The sequence below is a fragment of the Streptomyces sp. WMMB 714 genome, assembly GCF_900090125.1.
Classification (GTDB): domain Bacteria; phylum Actinomycetota; class Actinomycetes; order Streptomycetales; family Streptomycetaceae; genus Streptomyces; species Streptomyces daqingensis.
Genome location: NZ_FMHJ01000004.1, coordinates 426,943 through 449,250, shown reverse-complemented (window position 1 = coordinate 449,250; position 22,308 = coordinate 426,943). Strand labels below are relative to the sequence as shown.

The following is a 22,308-nucleotide window of genomic DNA, read 5'->3' as shown; positions in this document are numbered from 1 at the left end:
CTGCTGCCGCCCTCATTACCGGCGGGTCCGAAGGACAGTTGACTACCACCGATCGTGGCACCGCAACGATGCGGCCGCGCGCAGGCCGTACCCTGCTGTCGACCGGCCCTCGCCGCCGCTCCGCGCCACAAGCACGGAAGGCGGCAAAGAGGGCGTACAACTGCGACATCAGGAGTCACCACCGTGGCTGACGTACGTCCCTCCCCCCGGCACTCCGAGCAGGCGCCCACCGTCAGCGCCGGCGGAGCGAACGGTTCAGGGATCCTGCGCACCCTCTTCCAGTCCGAGATGGGCGGGCACGAGCAAGTCGTGCTGTGCCAGGACCGCGCGAGCGGTCTCAAAGCCGTGATCGCCCTGCACTCCACCGCCCTCGGCCCCGGCCTCGGCGGGACGCGGTTCCACGCCTACGCCGGCGAGGAGAACCCCGAGGAGGCAGCCGTGATGGACGCCCTCAACCTCGCCCGCGGCATGTCCTACAAGAACGCTCTGGCCGGGCTTCCCCACGGTGGTGGAAAGGCAGTGATCATCGGCGACCCGGAGAAGGCCAAGACGGAGGAGCTCCTCCTCGCCTACGGCCGCTTCGTCGCCTCGCTGGGCGGCCGCTACGTCACGGCGTGCGACGTCGGCACGTACGTGCAGGACATGGACGTCATCGCACGCGAGTGCCGCTGGACGACCGGCCGTTCACCCGAGCAGGGCGGCGCCGGCGACTCCTCCGTGCTCACCGCTTTCGGCGTCTTCCAGGGCATGCGCGCCAGCGCGCAGCACCTGTGGGGCGCGCCGACTCTGCGCGGCCGCACGGTCGGCATCGCTGGCGTCGGCAAGGTCGGTCACCACCTGGTCGATCACCTGCTGGAGGACGGCGCCCGCGTCGTGGTCACGGACGTGAGGACCGAGACGCTGGACCGGGTGCGGGCCGCGCACCCCGAGGTCATGGTCGCCGCGGACACCGCGGCGCTGGTCCGCTTCGAGGGGCTGGACGTCTACGCTCCGTGCGCCCTGGGCGGCGCCCTCGACGACGACACGGTTCCGGCCCTCACCGCCCGCGCCGTGTGCGGCGCGGCGAACAACCAGCTGGCGCACCCGGGCGTCGAGAAGGACCTCGCGGACCGCGGAATCCTCTACGCGCCGGACTACGTGGTCAACGCCGGCGGCGTGATCCAGGTGGCGGACGAGCTGCTGGGCTTCGACTTCGCGCGCGCTAAAGCAAAGGCTGCAAAGATCTTCGATACGACGCTCTCCATCTTCGAGCGCGCGGAGACCGACGGCGTCCCGCCGGCGGTGGCCGCCGACCGCATCGCCGAGGCCCGCATGGCGGGTGGCGAAGGTCACTGATCCCGTCCGGGCGAACCGGCCGTACGGCCCGCCGTGAGGGTTCTCATCCACCCCTCGGCGGGTCGATACTCGGACGCACGGTAAAATCAGAGCTGACCAGCGAAGAGAAGGACGTGGAGCACGTCGGTGGACGTCCGTGTCGTGCGGGCGACGTACCGTACGGCGGCGGAAGCAGGTACCGTTGAAGCTCTACGGGCCGGTCTCTCCTTCGAGGGTCCGCTCTGAATTGTGAACGCGTGTCAAGACTCTGGGGCCGTCGAGCCCCGTCGTTGAGGGGGTCGAGCCATGGGGCGCGGCCGGGCCAAGGCCAAGCAGACGAAGGTCGCCCGCCAGCTGAAGTACAACAGCGGTGGGACAGATCTGTCGCGCCTGGCTGAGGAGCTGGGCGCATCGACGTCGAACGAGCCGCCGAACGGCGACCGCTTCGAGGACGATGAGCAAGACGACGACCCGTACGCACAGTACGCGGACGTGTACAACGACGTGGAGGACGAAGGCGGGTCCTCTGGTTCCTCGGCGCAACGCCGGGGCTGACGTCCACAGATTCGTGCCCGGTCCGGCGAAAGCCGGACCGGGTTCTGTGCTGTTCCGGGGCCTGGGACTCCGCGGTGCCGCGGCCGGCGCGGAGTCTGCTCCGCTCCCGTCCACAGCCTGTGCACAGTGCGCTCCGCACAGTCCGCGCGTTCTCCGGCGCCGCCGGACTCAGCTCGCGTAGTCACCGCTGAGCGTCACCGCCTCGCCGTCCTCCGTCCGTCCGACGACCTCGCCCGCGATCCACGCGCCGACGCCGCGCTCCTCCAGGGTGGCCAGCACGCCCGCGGCCGACTCCGGCGGGACGACGGCGACCATGCCGACGCCCATGTTGAGCGTGCTCTCCAGCTCGGAACGGGCGACGTCCCCCGCCCTGCCCACCAGGTCGAAGACCGCGCCGGGGCTCCACGTCCTGCGGTCGATCCGGGCGTGCATCTCCTCGGGCATGACGCGGGCGAGGTTGCCCGCGAGCCCGCCGCCGGTGATGTGCGCGAAGGCGTGCACCTCGTGCGTACGGGCGAGGGCCAGGCAGTCGAGCGAGTAGATCTTGGTGGGTTCCAGCAGCTCCTCGCCGAGGGTGCGGCCGAACTCCGGCACGTGGCGTTCCAGGGCCCAGCCCGCGCGTTCGAAGAGCACATGCCGGACCAGCGAGTACCCGTTCGAGTGAAGACCCGAGGAGGCCATGGCGATCACCACGTCCCCCGAACGAATGCGATCGGCGCCCAGCACGGCGTCGGCCTCGACCACACCGGTGCCGGCACCCGCGACGTCGTACTCGTCGGGGCCGAGGAGCCCGGGGTGCTCGGCCGTCTCGCCGCCCACGAGAGCGCATCCCGCCAGGACGCATCCCTCGGCGATGCCCTTCACGATCTGCGCGACGCGTTCGGGGACGACCTTGCCCACGCACACGTAGTCCGTCATGAACAGGGGCTCGGCGCCGCAGACGACGAGATCGTCGACGACCATCGCCACCAGGTCGTGGCCGATGGTGTCGTGCTGGTCCATGCGCTGGGCGACCGCGACCTTGGTGCCGACGCCGTCAGTGGCCGAGGCCAGCAGGGGACGCTCGTAGCGCTTGAGGGCGGAGGCGTCGAAGAGCCCGGCGAAGCCGCCGAGCGCGCCCACCGACTCCGGGCGCTGGGCCTTCTTCACCCACTCCTTCATCAGCTGGACGGCGCGGTCGCCCGCCTCGATGTCCACGCCGGCTGCCGCGTAACTGGCACCGGAAGGTTCAGCAGGCATCAGGGTCAGCTCTCTCGGATCGTCGGGGGTCGGGGCTCTGACGGGCGGGGCTCATGGCCGGATTCCACGACCGGGGCTCGTGACCCGGTTCCGCGGCCGGGGCTCGTGGCGGACTCGGCATGACGAGGAGCCTTCGCCTTTCCGGGCGGCCTACGGGCGGCGGAGCGCGTCGGCGCCGCCGACTCCGGCGGTCAGCGTGCCGACACCGTCGACGTCGGGGATCGTGGCCTGGTCGTTCGGCCCGGACGCGGGCTTCCTGCCCTCGGGCTCCCTCAGGTACTTGCCGAGCAGCTCCGGGTCGGGGAGGGCCATCGGGTACTCGCCGTCGAAGCACGCCCGGCACAGCTGCGACTTCGGGATCGTCGTCGCCTCGGTCATGCCGTCGATGGAGATGTAGGAGAGGGAGTCGGCTCCGAGCGACTTGCCGATCTCCTCCACCGTCAGGCCGTTCGCGATCAGCTCGGCGCGGGTGGCGAAGTCGATGCCGAAGAAGCAGGGCCACTTGATGGGCGGGGACGAGATCCGCACGTGCACCTCGGCGGCCCCCGCCTCGCGGAGCATCCGCACCAGGGCGCGCTGGGTGTTGCCCCGCACGATCGAGTCGTCCACGACGACGAGGCGCTTGCCGCTGATGACTTCCTTCAGCGGGTTGAGCTTCAGACGGATGCCGAGCTGGCGGATCGTCTGGCTGGGCTGGATGAACGTTCGGCCCACGTAGCTGTTCTTCACCAGGCCGCTGCCGTAGGGGATGCCGCTGGCCTCCGCGTAGCCGATCGCGGCCGGGGTGCCGGACTCGGGCGTCGCTATGACCATGTCGGCGTCCGCCGGCGCCTCGGCGGCGAGCTTGCGGCCCATCTCCACGCGCGAGAGATAGACGTTGCGTCCGGCGATGTCGGTGTCCGGCCGTGCCAGGTAGACGTACTCGAAGACGCAGCCCTTGGGTTTTGCTTCCGCGAAACGGCTGGAGCGGAGGCCGTCCTCGTCGATGGCCACCAGCTCGCCGGGCTCGATCTCGCGGATGAAGCTCGCACCGACGATGTCCAGCGCCGAGGTCTCACTCGCGACGACCCAGCCCCGCTCGAGGCGGCCGAGGACGAGCGGGCGCACGCCCTGCGCGTCGCGGGCGGCGTAGAGCGTGTGCTCGTCCATGAAGACGAAGGAGAAAGCCCCCTTCACGCGGGGCAGGACGAGCGGGGCGGCCTGCTCGACGGTGAGGGGGGTGCCGTTCTCGTCGGTCTGGCCGGCGAGCAGCGCCGTGACGAGGTCGGTGTCGTTGGTGGCCGCGACCCTCGTGGCCCGGCCGTTGCCCTGGGAGGACTGCGCGGTCACGAGGTCGGCGAGCTCCGCCGTGTTGACCAGGTTGCCGTTGTGTCCGAGCGCGATCGAACCGTGCCCGGTGGCGCGGAAGGTCGGCTGGGCGTTCTCCCAGACGGACGCACCGGTCGTCGAGTAGCGCGCGTGGCCGATGGCGATGTGGCCGCGCAGGGAGCCGAGGGAGGTTTCGTCGAACACCTGGGAGACCAGGCCCATGTCCTTGAAGACCAGGATCTGCGAACCGTTGCTCACTGCGATGCCCGCGGACTCCTGACCGCGGTGCTGCAGCGCGTACAGACCGAAATACGTGAGCTTCGCGACCTCTTCCCCGGGAGCCCAGACACCGAAGACGCCGCAGGCGTCCTGTGGGCCCTTCTCCGAGGGGAGCAGGTCGTGGCTGAGTCGTCCGTCACCACGTGGCACGCCATCGAGTCTAGGACAGGTGGCGCGTTGCTCCGAATCGGGGACATGCCCTGCGAATCGGGTGACACGGCCGCTACCTGCGGTGACGGGCCTTCCGGGCCGCTCGGCGGGCGGGCCCCGTTAGCCCATCAGCGGCAACTGGCCCTCCAGGTCCGCCCGTTCACCGCTCGCCTGGACGGCATGTGCGGCACGGGCGTCCGCCCAGGCGACCCGTCCGGTCGCCAGCCTGACCCACGTGAGGGGGTCGGTCTCGACGACGTTCGGCGGGGTGCCCCGGGTGTGACGCGGGCCCTCGACGCACTGCACGACGGCGAACGGCGGGACGCGCACCTCCACGGACGAGCCCGGCGCCTTCACGGCGAGGGCGTCCGTGAGGACGCGCACCGCGGCTGCGAGAGCGAGGCGGTCGAGGGTGACGGCGGTCCGGGTGGCCCGGGCCAGGTCGTCGCTGTGGACCACCAGCTCCACGAGGCGGGTGACGCTGAAGTCGAGCATCCGCATGGCCCCGAAGCCGTGCGGGATGAGCAGGTCGGTCCGTACGGCGGACTCCAGGACGGGCTCGAACTGCGCGACGGCCTCGTCGATGCGGGCGAGGGCGTCGGCCGTCCGCGCGGACTGCTCGCGCGTCTCGCGGTCCAGATCTCCTGCCGCAGAGGCGGTGGAGAGCGCCCAGGTGGACAGGTCCAGCCCGGGGGCTCCGGCGTCCGCCTCGGGGCCGGCGAGGTAGCGGGGCACGGCGTCGATCTGCAGCGCGATGTGGACGAGGAGCTGGTCCACGTCCCAGCCGGGCAGTCCCGAGGGCAGGGCGCGCTGCTCGGCGGTCAGCGCGTGTGCGGCAGCGGCGACTGCCTCTACCTGGCCGATGAGGGCCTTCCGGACCTTCGCGGGGTCGTAGCTGCGCTTGGGCGGACGGCTGCTGCGTTTGGCTGGCGGCATGGTCACGAGATTAGAGGGTGCCCGGGGCTGCCCGGGACGTCCTGGTCGGCCGTGGGGCGCCGGGGTCTGCCGGGACGGGTGGGACGGACGCCTTGCGGGGAGCGTCCGGCCGTCCTCAGCCCGTGCTCTCCCGGGTGACCAGGCGGTGCGGGGCGTGCAGCGTCGTGTGCGGCGCCTCGGGGTCGCCCGCGACGCGCGCGAGCAGCGCCTCCACGGCGAGGTTCGCGAGCCGCGTCTTGTCCGGGGCGACGGTGCTCAGCGAGGGGACGCAGTAGCGCGTCTCCTCGACGTCGTCGAAGCCGATCACCGCGACGTCGCCGGGGATCTTGCGGCCCGCGTCGTACGCGGCCCGCACGACGCCCGAGGCCAGCAGGTCGGAGAAGCAGAACACCGCGTCGGGCGGCTCCCGCAGCGCGAGGAGGCTCCGCATGGCGGTCATGCCGTCCGCACGCGTGAACGCCGGGACGTAGGGGGTGAGTTCGGGCTCGTGCCGCAGGCCGGCGGACTCCAGGGCCCTGACGTAGCCGCGGGCGCGCTGCTGGGAGGTGGTGAACAGCGGATCGGCCTGGAACCCGACCGCGGCGATCCGGCGCCGGCCGCACGCCAGCAGGTGGGCGGTGGCCTCCTGCGCGGCCATGACGTTGTCGATCAGGACGTGGTCGGCGGGCACCTCGTAGTCGCGCTCGCCGAGGAGCACGAGGGGGACGCGGCGCTCGCGGCGGGCGAGGGTCGCCTGGTCGAGGCGCTGCGGTGAGAGCAGCACGCCGTCGATGAGGGGGTCGGACATGCCGCAGGCGACGCGGAGTTCGGCCGCGGGGTCGCCTCCGGTGTCCTCGATGAGGACGGAGACGTCGCGCTCGCGGGCGGCGCTGATCACCGCGGTCGCCAGCTCCGCGAAGTAGGGCTGCACGAGTTCGGGCACGGCGAGGGCGATGACTCCGCTGCGGCCGGTGCGCAGGTGGCGTGCGGACGCGTTGGGCCGGTAGTCGAGTTCGGCGATGGCCTTCAGGACGCGCTGGCGGGTGGGTTCGGAGACCCGCGCGTTGCCCCGTACGACGTTGGAAACCGTCTTGATCGAGACGCCCGCACGCTCCGCGACGTCCTTGAGCCTCGTCACGGCCATGCCACTCCCCTCGGGCCCGCGCCGGCCCGCGTCGCTCCCGCCTCGCCCCGCCCGCCGCGCGAGCGGCCGTCCGCCGGCGCCCGCGGGCACGGAGCCCGTGCCGAACACCCGGCGGAGAAAGATCTGCCCGATGTGTTGACGACAGATTACGCCCTGAGTACAACGTTGGAACACCGAAATCCGGCTGGCTCAACGGGCACTTCCCGGCGGACCTCCCGGTCGATTACAACGTTGAACGGGCGTGATGCGCATGCAGGGCAGGAGGAGGTTCCTCGGCGCTGCCGGCGGTCTCGCCGCGGCCGGGGCGCTCAGCGGCTGCAGCAGTACGGTCGGGCAGGCCTTCACCGGATCCGCGGGCCCCCCGTCGCTGCTCAACTTCTGGCACCCGTTCACCGGCGGGGACGGCGCGCAGCTCGTCGCGATGCAGGACCGGTACCGCAAGCGCAACCCGGGTACCGACCTGAAGTCGACGACGATGGTGTGGGGCGCCCCGTACTACACCAAGCTCACGCTCGCGACGCTCGGCCGGCGTCCGCCCCAGGTCGCCATCACCCACATGTCCCGGCTGCCCACCCTGGCCGCGTCCGGCCTGCTGCGCGACATCTCCCGCTCCGAGCTCGCCGAGCACGGCATGCAGGCGTCCCGCTTCAACAAGGCCGCCTTCCGCAGGGCGCACCTCGACGGCAAGCTCTACGCGCTGCCGCTGGACACGCACCCCTTCGTCCTCTTCTTCCGCAAGAAGATCGCGGAGAAGGCCGGGCTGCTCGACGGCGACGGCGAACTGAAGGACCTCGACGGCCCGGAGAAGTTCCTCGACGCGATGCGGGCGGCGAAGGAGGTCACCGGCGTCTGGGGCGGCTCCGTCGCGTCCATCAAGGACCCCGGCACCAACTGGCGCATCTTCTGGACCCTCTACCGGCAGCTCGGCGCCGACCTCGTCGCCGACGGCGGGCGGAAGGTCGTCATGGACGTCGGCGCCGCCGAGGAGGCCCTGGCCTACATACGCCGGATGACCGCCGAGAAGCTGGTGCCCACCGGCATCGACTACACCAGCTCCCTCACCCTGCTGACCTCGGGCAAGGCCGGTTTCCTGATGGACGGCGAGTGGCAGCTGCCCGCCGTACGGGACGCCGTCGAGGACGACTTCGGCATGCGGACCTTCCCGCGGATATTCCGGGACGGCCCCTACGCGTGCGCGGCCGACTCGCACGCCTTCATCCTCCCCACCGCCCCGTCCGAGAAGGCCCAGCGGACCGAGCAGTCACTGGCGTTCACACGCGCGATGCTCGACTCCAGCCTCGACTGGGCCAAGGGCGGCCACATCCCCGCCTGGGAGCCCACCGCGCGCTCCGACGCCTACGGCGACCTGAGGCCGCAGGCCGACTACGCGTCCGCGGCGGACGGAGCGGCCTACGACCCGGCCGCCTGGTACGCCGGCGCGGACAGCATCCTCTACCGGCGGTGCGCCGGCGCCATCGCGTCCGTGCAGGGGGGCCGTGCCCGCCCGGGCGCGGCCGCGGACGCCATCCACGGCGCCGTACGGGAACTGGCGAAGATGGAGGCCCCCGTATGAGCACGGCACCCACGAGCACCGCACGCGTGAGCACCGCCGCACGTACGGGCACCGCGACCGGACAGGCCAGGACCGCGGGCAGCCGGTGGACGGCGTCCGGGATGCTGCTGCCCTTCGGGGCGTTCTACGTGGTCTTCCTGCTGGGGCCGCTCGTCTACACGGCCGTCGCGGGCTTCTTCAACGGGAGCCTGGTCAAGGGCGGCCTGGGCGACTGGGTCGGTCTGAAGAACTACGCGGAGGCCTTCGGCGCGGCCGAGTTCTGGTCCAGCCTGGGCAACACCCTGTGGTTCACGGTGCTGACGACGGTCCCGCTGATCGTCCTGGCGCTGGCGCTGGCCCTGATGACCGACCGCTTCTCACGCGGCAAGTGGTTCTTCCGGCTCGCGTTCTTCGCCCCCTTCATGCTGCCGTCCTCGGTCATCTCGCTGCTGTTCATGTGGATCTACGCGGACGAGATCGGGCTCGCGCAGGCCACCGTCGAACTGCTCGGCGTCCGGACACCGCCCTCCTGGCTGGGCGACCCGGACTGGGCGATGATCTCGATCGCCGCGGCGACCGTGTGGTGGACCGTCGGCTTCAACTTCGTCATCTACCTGGCGGCACTCCAGGAGATCCCCCGAGAGGTGCACGAGGCCGCCGCGATGGACGGAGCGGGGCCGTGGCAGCGGCTGCGGCTCGTGGTCGTCCCCATGCTGGGGCGGGCCACGACGCTGGTGGCGGTGCTCCAGCTCGTCGCGTCGCTCAAGGTGTTCGACCAGATCTACATGATGACCAACGGCGGCCCCGAGGACTCCACCAGGCCCTCCCTGCTGTACGTCTACCAGACCGGCTTCACCGACAGCCGGACCGGATACGCCTCGACGGTCTCCCTGCTGCTGTTCGTCATCATCCTGCTGATCTCACTCGTCTGGTTCGCCCTGATCCGGCGCACCGAGAAGGAGGCCTGAGCGATGGCCACCCTCACCCCCGCCGCGTCCGGCACCCCCGAGGCGGCCGGCGGCGGCACGGGCACCGGGAAGGCGGGACGCGGACCGGCCGCACGCCGTACCGACTCCGAGCGGCTCTTCAACCGCGTCACGCTCGGCGTGCTCATAGCCCTCGCGCTGCTGTGGCTGGTGCCGCTGGCGTGGGCGTTCGCCACGTCGATCCGCCCGCCCGGCGAACTCGCCACGAACCCCACGACGTGGGTCGCGGACAACCCGACGCTCGCCAACTACCGCGAGGTCCTCTCCGCGGGCCGCATCCCGTACTGGTACGTGAACAGCTTCATCACGGCGGCGCTGACGACGCTGCTCAGCGTGTTCACGGCCTCGCTGGCGGCCTTCGCGCTCTCCCGGCTGAGGTTCCGCCACCGCAGGCCGGTCTTCCTGGCCATCCTCGCCGGCGTCATGATCCCGCCGCAGCTGCTGATGATCCCGCACTTCCTGACGTTGCAGGCCACGGGCATGCTGAACACCTACTGGGCGGTGATCCTCCCGCAGGTTCCGAACGTCGTCGCCGTGTTCGTCTTCAAGCAGTTCTTCGACGGCATCCCCGTCGAGCTGACGGACGCCGCACGTGCGGACGGCGCGAGCTGGCTGCGGATCTACTGGCAGATCGTGATGCCGCTCTCCCGCCCGGCGATCTCGGCGGTGACGATCTTCGTCTTCGTCTGGACGTGGAACAACTTCCTCTGGCCGCTCCTGGCGGTCACCGATCCGCAGATGATGACGCTGCCGGTGGGCCTGACCTCCGTACAGGACGCCTTCGGTCTGCCGCAGGCGCAGCTGATGGCCTCCGCGGTCCTCGGCGCCCTGCCGCTGCTGACGGTCTTCCTCTTCTTCCAGCGGCGGATCGTCGAAGGCATCGCCGGCACCGGCCTGAAGTGACGGCGAGGGCGGGGGCGGGGTCCGGGAGGCAGAACCGCCCCCGCCCTCGCCCCCGTCCGGAGACGGGCCGTCCGGGGCCGGATCCCCCGGCGTCAGCGCGAGCCCGAGCATGAGCCCGAGCCCGAGCACAGCACCGAGAGAGGCACGTACCCGCATGACCGACCAGTCCGCCGGCACCGCCCGCGTCACCATCGACCCCGACTTCGGCCTCGGCACCGTCGACCCCCGCCTGTACGGGACGTTCGTCGAGCACATGGGCCGCTGCGTGTACACGGGCATCTACGAACCGGCCCACTCCACCGCCGACGAGCACGGCTTCCGCGGCGACGTGGCCGAACTCGTGCGCGAACTGGGCACGGGCCTCGTCCGCTACCCGGGCGGGAACTTCGTCTCCGGCTACCACTGGGAGGACGGCATCGGCCCCGCCGGGGACCGCCCCCGCCGTCTCGACCTGGCCTGGCGCAGCATCGAGACGAACCAGGTCGGCACCGACGAGTTCCTCGGCTGGGCCCGCCGCCAGGGCGTCGAGCCGATGATGGCCGTCAACCTGGGCACCCGCGGCATCGACGCCGCCCGCGCCCTCGTCGAGTACTGCAACATCCCCGGCGGCACGGCCTGGTCGGACCTGCGGGTGCGGCACGGCGCCCGTGACCCGCACGGCGTGAAGCTGTGGTGCCTCGGCAACGAGATGGACGGGCCCTGGCAGACGGGCCACACCACTGCCGTCGAGTACGGGAGGCTCGCGGCGCAGGCCGGGAAGGCGATGCGCCAGGTCGACCCGTCCATCGAACTGGTCGCGTGCGGAAGTTCCAACGCCGAGATGCCCACCTTCGGCGAGTGGGAGCGCGAAGTGCTCCACGAGACCTACGACGAGGTCGACTACCTCTCCCTGCACGCGTACTACGAGGAGAAGGACGGAGACCGCTCCGGCTTCCTCGCCAGCGGCGCCCAGATGGACGCCTACATCTCGGACATCGTCGCCACCGCCGACCACGTACGCGCCGTGCGCCGCAGCAGCAAGCGGATGAAGCTCTCCTTCGACGAGTGGAACGTCTGGTACCAGTCCCGCTTCCCCGGCGAGCGTGCCCTCCCCCTCGAGGAGACGCCGCGGCTGATCGAGGACACCTACAGCGTCACCGACGCGGCCGTCGTCGGCTCGCTCCTGATGACGCTGCTGCGGCACGCGGACCGTGTGGCGATCGCCTGCCTGGCCCAGCTCGTCAACGTCATCGGCCCGATCCGCTCCGAACCCGGCGGCCCCTCGTGGCGGCAGACCACCTTCCACCCCTTCGCGCTCACCGCCAAGTACGCCCGGGGCACCGTGCTGCGCACCGAGGTCTCCGGTCCGGTGATCGAGACGCGGCGGCACGGGCCCGTCGACGCCCTGGACACGGCCACGACGCTCGACCCCGACACAGGGGCCCTGACGGTCCTGGCCGTCAACCGCGGCCAGGAGCGGGACCTGCACCTCCGCGCGGCCCTGCGCGGCTTCGGCTCCCGGTACCGCGTCGTCGAGCACCTGATGATCGCGGACGACGACCCGGACGCCGCGAACACCCAGGAGCACCCGGACCGCGTGACGCCGCAGGCCGTGAACGGGACCCGCGTCTCCGGCGAGGGCGAGCTGGAGGCCCTGCTGCCTCCCGTGTCGTGGAGCATCATCAGGCTGGCCCGGGAGGACGGGGCGTGATCACCGGCGTACCGGGGCCGGTCCTGGCCCGCCCCTGCGGCTTCTGAGCTCCTGGGTTCCCGGGTCCCCGGGTCTCCGAGCCCCGGCGTCCCAGCGCGCCTGAGCACCCGAGGCAGCGGCACGGTGCCGCCCGCGTGACCGGTTCACCGGGCGGCGCCGCGAGCCGATCGGGCCCTGGCCGAAGGGGTCGCCCACCACGTCGTCACCGGAGGCCCGCTACCAGCGGGGGAGGCGCAGGCGGTGAAGACACGACGGGGTCATCCGGGTGATATCACCCCCCGCTCATGCATGACTACGCTCTGGCACGGCAGTACGTACGTATGACGCCTCGATCACGCACCAGCACGCGACGAATATTCCTGGGCGGGGTGCTCCTTGCGGGCGCCAGCGCCGCACACTCCCGTACCTCCTTCGCCAACGGATCCGGCGCCGACGCCAAGGGTGCCGCCCGGCAGGCCGCTTCCCGCGGCGCGATACGCCCGCAGTCCTACCGCCTGCGGCCGCAGGCGGGCGCGCAGTCGCCCGGGCTCCGTCCCAGCACGTCCGTCACCTACACCCTGGAGGCCGCCGAAGGACGGCGAATAGCCCTGACCTTCGACGACGGCCCCGACCCCGTCTACACCCCGCAGATCCTGGACATCCTCCGCCGCTACAGGGTGCCCGCCACGTTCTGCGTGCTCGGCGAGAACGCCGTCGCGAACCCCGGGCTCCTGCAGGCCGTCGCCGACGGCGGCCATCTGATCGCCAACCACTCCTGGAGCCACCCGGCCCTCCCCCGGCTGAGCACCGCGAAGGCCCGCAAGGAGCTCTCCAGGACCAGCGAACTCATCGAGGACACAGTGGGCAGCCCGCCGTTGTGGGCCCGCGCGCCCTACGGCTACTGGAACGAGGAGACGCTGGAGCTGTCGGCGGGCCTCGGCATGAGCCCGCTGGGGTGGTCCGTCGACACAGGCGACTGGCAGCAGCCCGGCGTCCCCGCGATCGTCTCGGCGGTCGTGGACAACGTGCGCGCCGGCTCGATCGTCCTCTCGCACGACGGGGGCGCCGACGCGGCCCAGACCGTCGCCGCGCTCCGCGACTACCTGCCCCGGCTGATCGACGAAGGCTGGACCCTCTCGCTGCCGCCGGTCGACGGGCCCGCCGGCGCGTACCGGGGCGACGGTGCCGGAAGCAGCTCGGCGGACGCGGACGCCGGGACGTCGGGCGAGCGCATGCGGCCCGCTGCCCGGTGAGGACGCGGGGAGGGCGCGCGAGGCCCGCGCGGCAGCCCTCCCCGGTGTGAGTCGAGCCGGTGTGAGTCGAGCCGGCGTCCCGTCCGGATCTCCGGGGCGCGGCCCGGAGCTCCCGGATCCGCGCCCAGGGCGCGGATCCGGAAGAGCCGGATCAACCGGAACGAGCCGGAAGAGCCGGATGAACCGGAAGGCGGAAGCCCTAGCCGAACAGGCCGGGCAGCGTGGCCTCGTGCGCCGTGCGCAGCTCGCTCAGCGGGATGCTGAACTCGCCCTGCACCTCGACCGCTTCCCCGTCGACGACGCCGATGCGGGCGGCGGGCATGCCGCGCGCGGAGCACATGTCGTTGAAGCGGACCTCCTCGCTGCGCGGAACCGCGACGAGCGCCCGTCCCTGCGACTCCGAGAAGAGGAAGACGAAGGGCGACAGGCCGTCCGGCACCACCACACGGGCCCCCTTGCCGCCCTTCAGGCAGGACTCCGCGAGGGCCTGGACCAGCCCGCCGTCGCTCAGGTCGTGCGCGGCGTCGATCATGCCGTCCCGCGAGGCGGCGACGAGGATCTCCGCGAGCAGCCGCTCCCGCTCCAGGTCGACGGCGGGCGGCAGGCCGCCCAGGTGGCCGTGGGCCACCTGCGACCAGGCCGACCCGCCGAGCTCCTCCCTCGTCTCACCGAGCAGGTAGAGCAGGTGCCCCTCGTCGGTGAAGCCGATGGGCGTACGGCGGGTCACGTCGTCGATGACGCCGAGCACCCCCACCACCGGCGTGGGGTGGATCGCGGTGTCGCCCGTCTGGTTGTACAGGGAGACGTTTCCGCCGGTCACCGGGGTGCCGAGTTCGAGGCAGGCGTCCGCCAGGCCGCGGCAGGCCTCCGCGAACTGCCACATCGCCGCCGGGTCCTCCGGCGAACCGAAGTTGAGGCAGTCGGTGACGGCGAGGGGGCGGGCCCCCGTCGCGGCGACGTTGCGGTAGGACTCCGCCAGCGCCAGCTGCGCGCCCGCGTACGGGTCGAGCTTGGCGTAGCGGCCGTTGCCGTCGGTGGCGACGGCGACGCCCAGGCCCGTCTCGTCGTCGACGCGGATCATGCCGCCGTCCTCCGGCTGCGCGAGCACCGTGTCGCCGAGGACGTAGCGGTCGTACTGGTCGGTGATCCAGGACTTGGCGGCCTGGTTCGGGGACGAGATCAACGCGAGCGCGGCAGCCCGCAGTTCGTCACCGTTCGCGGGCCGCGGCAGCGCGGCGGGGTCGTCGGCCTGCAGCGCGTCCTGCCAGGACGGACGCGCGTACGGCCGGTGGTAGACGGGGCCTTCGTGGGCGACGGTGCGGGGCGGCACGTCGACGATCTGCTCGCCGTGCCAGTAGATCTCCAGCCGGTCGCCTTCGGTCACCTCGCCGATCACGGTGGCGATGACGTCCCACTTCTCGCAGATCTCGAGGAAGCGGGCGACCTTGTCCGGCTCGACGACGGCGCACATCCGCTCCTGCGACTCGCTCATCAGGATCTCCTCGGGGGAGAGCGAGGAGTCGCGCAGCGGCACCGTGTCCAGCTCCACGCGCATGCCGCCGCTTCCGGCGCTGGCCAGCTCGGAGGTGGCGCAGGAGAGTCCCGCGCCGCCGAGGTCCTGGATGCCCGCGACGAGGCGCTCGCGGAAGATCTCCAGGGTGCACTCGATGAGCAGCTTCTCCTGGAACGGGTCGCCGACCTGGACGGCGGGCCGCTTGGCGGGCCCCTCCTCGTCGAAGGTCTCCGACGCGAGGACGGAGACGCCGCCGATGCCGTCGCCCCCGGTGCGGGCGCCGTAGAGGATGACCTTGTTGCCGGTGCCCGACGCTTGCGCCAGGTGGATGTCCTCGTGCTTCATCACACCCACGCACAAGGCGTTGACCAGCGGGTTCCCCTGGTAGCAGGGGTCGAAGACGGTCTCGCCCCCGATGTTGGGCAGGCCGAGGCAGTTGCCGTAGCCGCCGATGCCGGCGACGACACCGGGCAGCACCCTCCTGGTGTCGGGGTGGTCGGGGGCCCCGAAGCGCAGCGGGTCCATGACCGCGACGGGGCGCGCGCCCATGGCGAGGATGTCGCGGACGATCCCGCCGATGCCGGTGGCCGCACCCTGGTAGGGCTCGACGTAGCTGGGGTGGTTGTGCGACTCGACCTTGAAGGTGACCGCGTAGTCCTGGCCGATGTCGACGACGCCGGCGTTCTCGCCGATGCCGACGAGCAGCGCGTCCGACTCGGGCGCCTTCTCGCCGAACTGCTTCAGGTGCACCTTGCTGCTCTTGTACGAGCAGTGCTCCGACCACATCACCGAGTACATGGCCAGCTCGGCACCCGTGGGGCGGCGCCCCAGGATGTCGCGGATACGCGCGTACTCGTCCTCCTTGAGGCCGAGTTCGGCCCACGGCTGGTCCGTCCCGGGAGTGCCGGAGGCGTGCTCGACGGTGTCGAGGACGGGGCGCTGTGCGGGTGTCGTGCGCGTCATGCGGTGACCAGCCTCTTGAGTACCGAGGTGAAGAAGCCCAGCCCGTCGGTCGTCGGACCGGTCAGGGTCTCGACGGCGTGCTCGGGGTGCGGCATGAGGCCGACCACGTTCCCGGCCTCGTTGGTGATGCCGGCGATGTCGCGGCGCGAGCCGTTGGGGTTGCCGCCGGCGTAGCGGAAGACGACGCGGCCCTCGGCCTCCAGGGCGTCCAGCGTGCGCTCGTCGGCGACGTAGCCGCCCTCGCCGTTCTTGAGCGGGACGGTGATCTCCTGCCCCTGCTCGTAGTCGCCCGTCCAGGCGGTGTCCGCGCGCTCGACCCGCAGCCTCTGGTCGCGGCAGACGAAGTGCAGGTGGTCGTTGCGGGTCAGGGCGCCGGGCAGCAGGTGCGACTCGCACAGCACCTGGAAGCCGTTGCAGATGCCCAGGACGGGCATGCCGGCACGCGCCTGCTCCAGCAGGGGCTCCATCACCGGGGAGAAGCGGGCGATGGCGCCGCAGCGCAGGTAGTCGCCGTAGGAGAAGCCGCCGGGAAGCACGACGGCGTCCACCTGCCGCAGGTCCTTCTCGCGGTGCCACAGCGCGACGGGCTCGCCGCCCGCGAGGCGCACGGCCCGCTGAGCGTCCCTGTCGTCGAGGGAACCGGGGAAGGTGACGACGCCGATGCGGCCGAGCCCCCCGGTCACGCCACGGCTCCCCGCGCGTCCCCGGAAGCGCCGCCGGAGGTTCCGCCGTCCTCGACGCGGACGGTGAAGTTCTCGATCACGGTGTTCGCCAGGAACTTCTCCGCCAGTTCGTGGAGGCGGGCCAGCGTCTCGTCCGAGACGGGCTCCGCCACCTCGAGTTCGAATCGCTTGCCCTGGCGGACGTCGGCGATGCCCTCGAAACCGAGACGGGGCAGTGCGCGCTGCACCGCCTGTCCCTGCGGATCGAGGATCTCCGGCTTCAGCATGACGTCGACTACGACGCGAGCCACAGGTACTCCCGGTGATGGTGGTGGTGCTCGAGGCGGGCGCCGCCGAGCGGTGCCTCACGCCTCTGTGAGTGCCGGCGCCCCGCCGCACGTCGAACAACACCCGGACGGCGCCGAACGACGTCAACGACGTGGTGACGCCTCCGCAAGCCTACCGGTCCCGAGATTCTACGCGCGTTGATATGGGATGCCGCCAGCTTTCGACTCTCCCCGCCGTTCCGGGCGGACGAGTCGCAGCTCTGGGAAAAAAGCAGTGAAAAAAGTATGGTCGCGATTGCGGTCTGACACGCGAGTCGAAATACTCTCGCTTCACATTGCAAAGCATGCCGCTGTACAAAAGATAAAGACACCGACCCCAATCCTTCGGACCACTTACGTTCCCCCAGGGTCTTCGCATGCGGGCCCCGGAGAAGAGCCGAGTGATCCATTTCGCGATCCTGATGGAAGGTCCGATATCCGTGGCGCAACGCGTAGTGGTGACACTCTCCGACGATCTCGACGGCGGGGAAGCATCAGAAACGGTCTCCTTCGGACTCGACGGGAAGTCGTACGAGGTCGACCTCAACCTCGACAACGCGAAGAAACTGCGGGAAGACCTCGCACGCTTTGTGGAGGCCGGCCGCAAGCGGGCCAAATCGGGCAAGACCTACCACCGCACCTCCGTGGCCCCCGACCCCCGCGCGGTACGGGCCTGGGCCGAATCGAACGGGTTCGAGGTGCCGGCCCGCGGGCGCATCCCGAAGAAGATCTACGACGCCTTCAACGCCTCCCGCTGAACCCGCGCCCGGCCCGTACGGCGGGCCGGGCGGCCCGACTTGCCATGCACCCCGGGTGATCCGCTAGAGTCTGGCGCACCGCGAAGGGGAACCTTCCGGATCACGCGGGTGTAGCTCAGTAGTAGAGCGCCCCCTTTCCAAGGGGGAGGCGCAGTGTGCGATTCCTGTCACCCGCTCTTTCTTCACCGGCCCCGGTATCCATCGGGTACAGTGAAGGACGCGCCACTCGGTGAACGCCGGGTGGAGGCATGCGGACGTAGCTCAGCTGGTAGAGCGCAACCTTGCCAAGGTTGAGGTCGCGAGTTCGAACCTCGTCGTCCGCTCCGTTCAGGAATAGGCCCCGGTTCCCACCGGGGCCTATTCGTCTTCCCGGGCCTTGCGGTCCGGTTCCCCTCCGCTCCGCCTCCACCGGTTTCGCGGTCCGTCCCGCACTGCCCCTTTGTGCGAAGCGCATGGTCCTCCCATGACGTTCGTCATCCGCACTTGTGACAGCGAACACGCCCCGGGACCTCGTTCGCGCGGAAGGATGACGCCATGGATGCGATCGAGGTCGAAGGACTCAAACGGCGATACTCAAAGGGGTTCGAAGCCGTACGCGGAGTCTCCTTCTCCGTCCGGGAAGGGGAGATCTTCGCGCTGCTGGGGACGAACGGCGCAGGCAAGACCTCCACGGTCGAACTGCTGGAAGGACTGGCGAAGCCGAGCGGAGGGAAGGTCCGCGTGCTCGGCTTCGATCCCTACTCCGAACGTCGCGCCGTGCGGCCGCGTACGGGTGTGATGCTGCAGGAGGGCGGCTTCCCCTCCGAGTTGACCGTCACCGAGACGGTGCGGATGTGGGCGGGCTGCACGAGCGACGCGCGGCCCATCGGCGACGCGCTGGCCCAGGTCGGGCTCTCCGGGCGGCGCGCGGACGTACGCGTGAAGCAGCTCTCCGGCGGTGAACGCAGGCGCCTGGACCTGGCGATGGCTCTCATAGGGCGCCCCGAGGTGCTCTTCCTGGACGAGCCGACCACCGGCATGGACCCCGAAGGACGCCGGGACACCTGGGAGTTGGTGCGCGAGCTGCGCACCGCCGGCACCACCGTGCTGCTGACCACCCACTACCTGGAAGAGGCGGAAGCCCTCGCCGACCGGCTCGCCATCATGCGCGCCGGCCGCATCGTCACCGCCGGCACGCACGAGCAGGTCGTCGCGGAGCGGCCGTCCCGTATCCGCTTCACGCTGCCGGAGGGCCTCACGCCGGCCGGGCTGCCGCCGACGCTGTCGCCCGCCGAACTGAACGGGAACCGTATCGAGATCCGCACGCCCAGCCTGCAGAGCGAGCTGACCGACCTGCTGATGTGGGCCCGCCAGAGCGGCGTCGAGCTGCAGAACCTCCACGCGCGCACCGCGACGCTGGAGGAGGTCTTCCTGGAGATCGCCCAGGAGCCGGAAGAGGACGACGCGGCGCCGGCCGGAGCCGGCGGCCACGCGGGCCACGGCGGGACGGCGCCGGAGCAGAAGGAGGTGGAGCGGGTATGACCGCGACACAGGCCGCCCCGGCGAACACGCCGGGCACCAAGATGAACACCTCGTCGGCCGGACGGCGGATGGCCTCGCTCGGACGGGCCGAACTGACGCTGCTGTTCCGCAACAAGGCGGCGCTCTTCGTCGCGCTCGCCACCCCGATCCTGCTGACGCTCCTGATGCGCCAGACGGCCAGCGGCATGAACCTGGACGGCACCGGTCTCTCGCTGGGCACCGTCCTCGTCCCCGGCTCCATCGGCTACGTGCTGATCTTCGCCGTCTACGCCAACCTGACGGGCGCGTACGTGACCCGTCGCGAGGAGCTCGTCCTCAAGCGGCTGCGGACGGGCGAGGCGAGCGACAGCGAGATCCTGGCGGGCGCGGCGCTGCCGTCCGTCGTCCTGGGCGTGCTGCAGTGCGTCCTGCTGCTCGTCGGCGGGGCCGCCCTGATGGACCTCGGCGCACCCGAGCGTCCCGAACTCGTCGCCGCGGGTGTGATCCTGGGCATGGTGATGATGGTCGGGCTGGCCGCGGTCTCCGCCGCGTTCACGCGCACCACCGAGGCGTCGCAGATCACGACCTTCCCGGTGATCGCGATCTCGGCGGTGGGCTCCGGCATCGTGATCCCGCTCGACGTCTTCCCCGACACTCTCGGGGAGATCTGCTCGCTGCTGCCCGTCTCCCCGGTCATGGAGCTGGTGCGCGGCGGCTGGGCGGGCACGCTGGACGGTCCGGACTCGCTGAAGGCGCTGGGCGTCGCGGTGCTGTGGATCGTGCTGTCGTTGCTGGCCGTGCACAAGTGGTTCCCTTGGGAGCCCAGGCGATAGACGGACGAGGCGGAGCCCCGGAAGGCGCTCCGGTGAGGAGAGCCGGCAAGGTGATCGGCTGGTGGTTGAACCCCGGATACCGCCGGTGGCAGGAGCGCAGCAGCACCGAGCAGGTCGAAGCGTCGACGCGGTGGATGCTCATCGCGTACGCGTGGGTGATCCTGGCGGGCTTCGTCGTGCAGCTGCTGCCCAACACCGCTCCCGGTCGCCTGCCCTTCTCCCTCGCGTGCGCGGTACTCGCGATGGGCCTGGTGCAGTGCCTGCTGTGTACGGCACTTCTGCACCAGGCCCTCGACAGCTACCTGGGCACGCGCCCCCTGCCCCGGGCCCGCTTCGGACTGCCGACGCTGCTGCTGGGGGCCGTCACCGCGCTCACGGTGGCGCTCGTCGCCCTCGGCGCCGTCGAGGGCGGGGTGACCGTGGGCCTGGCGCTGTACGGCGCCCTCGCCCCCTTCGCGGTGACGTTCGGCATCACCGTTCCGCGCCGGACCGCGGCGCTGGTCCTCTGCGGCTACGTCGCCGTCACCGCGGGCTCGCTGGCCGCCGCCGGGATGCCCTGGACGAACGTGCTGGCGGCAGCGGCGGTGATGGCCGCCGGCGGACTGATCTCCGTGTTCACCGGCCGCTCGTCCGCCTGGTACATCGCCGTCATCCGGGAGCTGGAGGAGGCGCGCGGTGTGCAGGCGCGGCTGGCGGTCGCCGAGGAGCGGCTGCGCTTCAGCCGCGATCTGCACGACGTGATGGGGCGGAACCTCTCCGCGATCGCGCTCAAGAGCGAACTGGCGGCGCAGCTGGTGCGGCGCGGGGCGCCGGCGGACGCGTCGGTCGAGCAGATGTCGGAGGTCCAGAGCATCGCCCGCGACTCGCAGTCCGAAGTCCGCGCGGTGGTGCGCGGGTACCGCGACGCGGACCTCTCCACCGAACTCGCCGGTGCTCGCGGCATCCTGCGTGCCGCAGGAGTCGACTGCCGCGCCAAGAGCGACGACGCCCCGCTGCCCGGCCCGGTCCAGGCGGCGCTCGGCTGGGTCGTGCGCGAGGGCGCCACGAACGTGCTGCGGCACGCGGACGCCACGTGGTGCACGGTGTGGGTCGGCTCGGACGCGGCCGGGAACAAGGCACTGCTCGTGATGGAGAACGACGGCGTGCACCGCGCCGCCCGCGACCCGGAGGGCGGGCGCACCGGTTCGGGGCTCGCGGGTCTGCGTGAACGTCTCGCCGGTGTGGGAGGCACCTTGCGTTCCGCCGGGGACAGCGGGAAAGGTACGTTCCGGCTGACGGCGGAGGTCCCGATCGGCAGCCCTGCGGACGACGCCCAGGGCGCGGGCGGGAAGGAAACAGCGGAGTGAGCGCGGAGGATCTGCCGGAGTCCGGATCCGGCGGTGGGAGTGAGGCGGGCGGGGACACGCGTCCTATCCGCGTCCTTCTCGCCGACGACGAGCACCTGATCCGCGGTGCGCTGGCCGCTCTGCTCGCGCTGGAGGGCGACCTGACCATCGTCGCCGAGGCGGCGTCCGGTCCCGAGGCGCTCGCGATGGCCCGGGCCCACGAACCGGACGTCGCGGTGCTCGACCTGCAGATGCCAGGCGCGGATGGTGTGAAGGTCGCGACCCAGCTCCGTGACTCGCTGCCGTCGTGCAGGATTATGATCGTCACCAGCCATGCGCGGCCCGGCCATCTCAAGCGGGCCCTCGCCGTCGGCGTACGGGGCTTCGTGCCGAAGACCGCGTCGGCGCAGCAGCTCGCGGAGATCATCCGGGCCGTCCACCGCGGAGTGCGGTACGTCGACCCGGAGCTGGCGGCGGACGCGATCAGCGCCGGCGACTCCCCGCTGACGGCACGGGAGGCGGAGCTGCTCGGTCTCGCCGCGGACGGCGCGCCCGTCGCGGAGATCGCGGAGCGGGCCTCGCTCACGGCGGGCACGGTCCGCAACTACCTGTCGGCGGCCACGGCGAAGCTGGGTGCCGAGAACAGGCACACGGCCGCACGCATCGCGCGGGAGCGGGGCTGGCTGTAACGGCACGGACCGTACGCACCGGGCGGTGCGGGGACGAACTCGGACGAGTTCGCCCCACGAGGCTGAAGAGGGCGCAACCACTGCGGACTTGGATATCCCTCGCTATCCCTGAATATCCCTTGCAACCGCTGGTGCCAATTTCAAGATTCTGAGGTTTACTTGAGCTTACAGCTCAGGGAACTGGAAAACGCCCACTGCCCAGTAACGAACTGGTCCAGTCCTTTACCATCCGTGGCATGAAGCTGTCGCGTCGCCTTGCAACAAACTGTCACGGATTCCTCTTCTGCGCCCCGCCCCGTGCTGGCATCTTCATCCCTGCGGAAGCGAGTCAGGCATTCACGGAGAGGTAAGCGTGCGCATAGATGCCCGCTTCGCTGCAGTTTACGGTGACGACCGAAAGCTCACCGAACGGGGGAAATGGTGCCCGACGACCAATCCGGGCCTTCCTGGCTTAGACCCACTTTCGCGAACC

The 22,308-nt window shown here is 71.1% G+C and carries 19 protein-coding genes and 2 tRNA genes; 14 read left to right on the top strand and 7 right to left on the bottom strand.

Features of this window, described 5'->3' with window-relative positions:
- Positions 1-288: 288 nt before the first annotated feature.
- A complete protein-coding gene (locus H181DRAFT_RS09805; RefSeq protein ID WP_045864008.1) occupies positions 289-1,335 on the top strand; it encodes a Leu/Phe/Val dehydrogenase in 1,047 nt (348 codons plus the stop codon).
- A gap of 285 nt (positions 1,336-1,620) precedes the next feature.
- The gene (locus H181DRAFT_RS09800) at positions 1,621-1,869 is read left to right on the top strand and encodes a DUF3073 domain-containing protein (RefSeq protein ID WP_045863868.1); all 249 of its coding nucleotides are present in this window, start codon (positions 1,621-1,623) and stop codon (positions 1,867-1,869) included.
- Positions 1,870-2,037: 168 nt separating this feature from the next.
- On the opposite strand, the gene purM is transcribed toward H181DRAFT_RS09800, so the two are convergent.
- The 4 genes from purM to H181DRAFT_RS09780 form a co-directional block, all read right to left on the bottom strand.
- The gene (gene purM / locus H181DRAFT_RS09795) at positions 2,038-3,108 is read right to left on the bottom strand and encodes a phosphoribosylformylglycinamidine cyclo-ligase (RefSeq protein WP_045863867.1); all 1,071 of its coding nucleotides are present in this window, start codon (positions 3,106-3,108) and stop codon (positions 2,038-2,040) included.
- 150 nt (positions 3,109-3,258) lie between these two features.
- On the bottom strand, positions 3,259-4,845 hold the full coding sequence (gene purF, locus H181DRAFT_RS09790) for an amidophosphoribosyltransferase (RefSeq protein ID WP_045863866.1): 1,587 nt from the start codon (positions 4,843-4,845) through the stop codon (positions 3,259-3,261).
- A gap of 120 nt (positions 4,846-4,965) precedes the next feature.
- Complete coding sequence (locus H181DRAFT_RS09785; RefSeq protein WP_045864007.1) at positions 4,966-5,781, bottom strand: maleylpyruvate isomerase family mycothiol-dependent enzyme; 816 nt, start codon at positions 5,779-5,781, stop codon at positions 4,966-4,968.
- A 115-nt stretch (positions 5,782-5,896) separates the two neighbouring features.
- A complete protein-coding gene (locus H181DRAFT_RS09780) occupies positions 5,897-6,904 on the bottom strand; it encodes a LacI family DNA-binding transcriptional regulator (RefSeq protein ID WP_045863865.1) in 1,008 nt (335 codons plus the stop codon).
- 244 nt (positions 6,905-7,148) lie between these two features.
- Between H181DRAFT_RS09780 and H181DRAFT_RS09775 the strand changes: the two genes are divergently transcribed.
- The 5 genes from H181DRAFT_RS09775 (at position 7,149) to H181DRAFT_RS09755 (ending at position 13,267) form a co-directional block, all read left to right on the top strand.
- Positions 7,149-8,477 (top strand): extracellular solute-binding protein, encoded by a 1,329-nt coding sequence (locus H181DRAFT_RS09775; protein WP_052708522.1) that lies wholly within the window; start codon positions 7,149-7,151, stop codon positions 8,475-8,477.
- Positions 8,474-9,424, top strand: coding sequence for a carbohydrate ABC transporter permease (locus H181DRAFT_RS09770; protein WP_045863864.1), 951 nt, complete (start codon positions 8,474-8,476; stop codon positions 9,422-9,424). Before H181DRAFT_RS09775 ends, H181DRAFT_RS09770 begins: the two co-directional genes overlap by 4 nt.
- A 3-nt stretch (positions 9,425-9,427) precedes the next feature.
- Positions 9,428-10,345, top strand: a complete 918-nt coding sequence (locus H181DRAFT_RS09765; protein ID WP_045863863.1) for a carbohydrate ABC transporter permease — start codon at positions 9,428-9,430, stop codon at positions 10,343-10,345.
- Positions 10,346-10,499: 154 nt separating this feature from the next.
- The gene (locus H181DRAFT_RS09760) at positions 10,500-12,035 is read left to right on the top strand and encodes an arabinosylfuranosidase ArfA (protein ID WP_045863862.1); all 1,536 of its coding nucleotides are present in this window, start codon (positions 10,500-10,502) and stop codon (positions 12,033-12,035) included.
- A gap of 284 nt (positions 12,036-12,319) precedes the next feature.
- A complete protein-coding gene (locus H181DRAFT_RS09755) occupies positions 12,320-13,267 on the top strand; it encodes a polysaccharide deacetylase family protein (protein WP_078895620.1) in 948 nt (315 codons plus the stop codon).
- A 199-nt stretch (positions 13,268-13,466) separates the two neighbouring features.
- On the opposite strand, the gene purL is transcribed toward H181DRAFT_RS09755, so the two are convergent.
- The 3 genes from purL to purS are packed head-to-tail and all read right to left on the bottom strand — an operon-like array spanning position 13,467 to position 16,716.
- A complete protein-coding gene (gene purL, locus H181DRAFT_RS09750; RefSeq protein ID WP_045863861.1) occupies positions 13,467-15,743 on the bottom strand; it encodes a phosphoribosylformylglycinamidine synthase subunit PurL in 2,277 nt (758 codons plus the stop codon).
- Positions 15,740-16,426, bottom strand: a complete 687-nt coding sequence (purQ, locus tag H181DRAFT_RS09745; protein ID WP_045863860.1) for a phosphoribosylformylglycinamidine synthase subunit PurQ — start codon at positions 16,424-16,426, stop codon at positions 15,740-15,742. Before purQ ends, purL begins: the two co-directional genes overlap by 4 nt.
- The gene (purS, locus tag H181DRAFT_RS09740; protein ID WP_045863859.1) at positions 16,423-16,716 is read right to left on the bottom strand and encodes a phosphoribosylformylglycinamidine synthase subunit PurS; all 294 of its coding nucleotides are present in this window, start codon (positions 16,714-16,716) and stop codon (positions 16,423-16,425) included. Before purS ends, purQ begins: the two co-directional genes overlap by 4 nt.
- Positions 16,717-17,171: 455 nt before the next feature.
- Here purS and H181DRAFT_RS09735 point away from each other — a divergent pair, with 455 nt between their 5' ends.
- The 7 genes from H181DRAFT_RS09735 to H181DRAFT_RS09705 all read left to right on the top strand — a co-directional run bounded on the left by H181DRAFT_RS09735 (position 17,172) and on the right by H181DRAFT_RS09705 (position 21,836).
- Positions 17,172-17,489, top strand: coding sequence for a histone-like nucleoid-structuring protein Lsr2 (locus H181DRAFT_RS09735; RefSeq protein ID WP_074467800.1), 318 nt, complete (start codon positions 17,172-17,174; stop codon positions 17,487-17,489).
- Between the two features lie 104 nt (positions 17,490-17,593).
- Positions 17,594-17,665: transfer RNA gene (locus tag H181DRAFT_RS09730), tRNA-Gly, on the top strand.
- A 74-nt stretch (positions 17,666-17,739) separates the two neighbouring features.
- Positions 17,740-17,812, top strand: a tRNA-Gly gene (locus tag H181DRAFT_RS09725).
- 211 nt (positions 17,813-18,023) lie between these two features.
- Positions 18,024-19,010, top strand: coding sequence for an ABC transporter ATP-binding protein (locus H181DRAFT_RS09720; RefSeq protein WP_045863857.1), 987 nt, complete (start codon positions 18,024-18,026; stop codon positions 19,008-19,010).
- Positions 19,007-19,822 carry an ABC transporter permease gene (locus tag H181DRAFT_RS09715; RefSeq protein WP_045863856.1) on the top strand — a complete coding sequence of 272 codons (816 nt, stop codon included), beginning with the start codon at positions 19,007-19,009 and terminating at the stop codon, positions 19,820-19,822. The genes H181DRAFT_RS09720 and H181DRAFT_RS09715 overlap by 4 nt, the downstream gene beginning before the upstream one ends.
- 32 nt (positions 19,823-19,854) lie before the next feature.
- Positions 19,855-21,168 (top strand): sensor histidine kinase, encoded by a 1,314-nt coding sequence (locus tag H181DRAFT_RS09710; RefSeq protein WP_045863855.1) that lies wholly within the window; start codon positions 19,855-19,857, stop codon positions 21,166-21,168.
- A gap of 11 nt (positions 21,169-21,179) precedes the next feature.
- Positions 21,180-21,836 (top strand): response regulator transcription factor, encoded by a 657-nt coding sequence (locus tag H181DRAFT_RS09705; RefSeq protein ID WP_045864004.1) that lies wholly within the window; start codon positions 21,180-21,182, stop codon positions 21,834-21,836.
- Positions 21,837-22,308 lie beyond the last annotated feature (472 nt).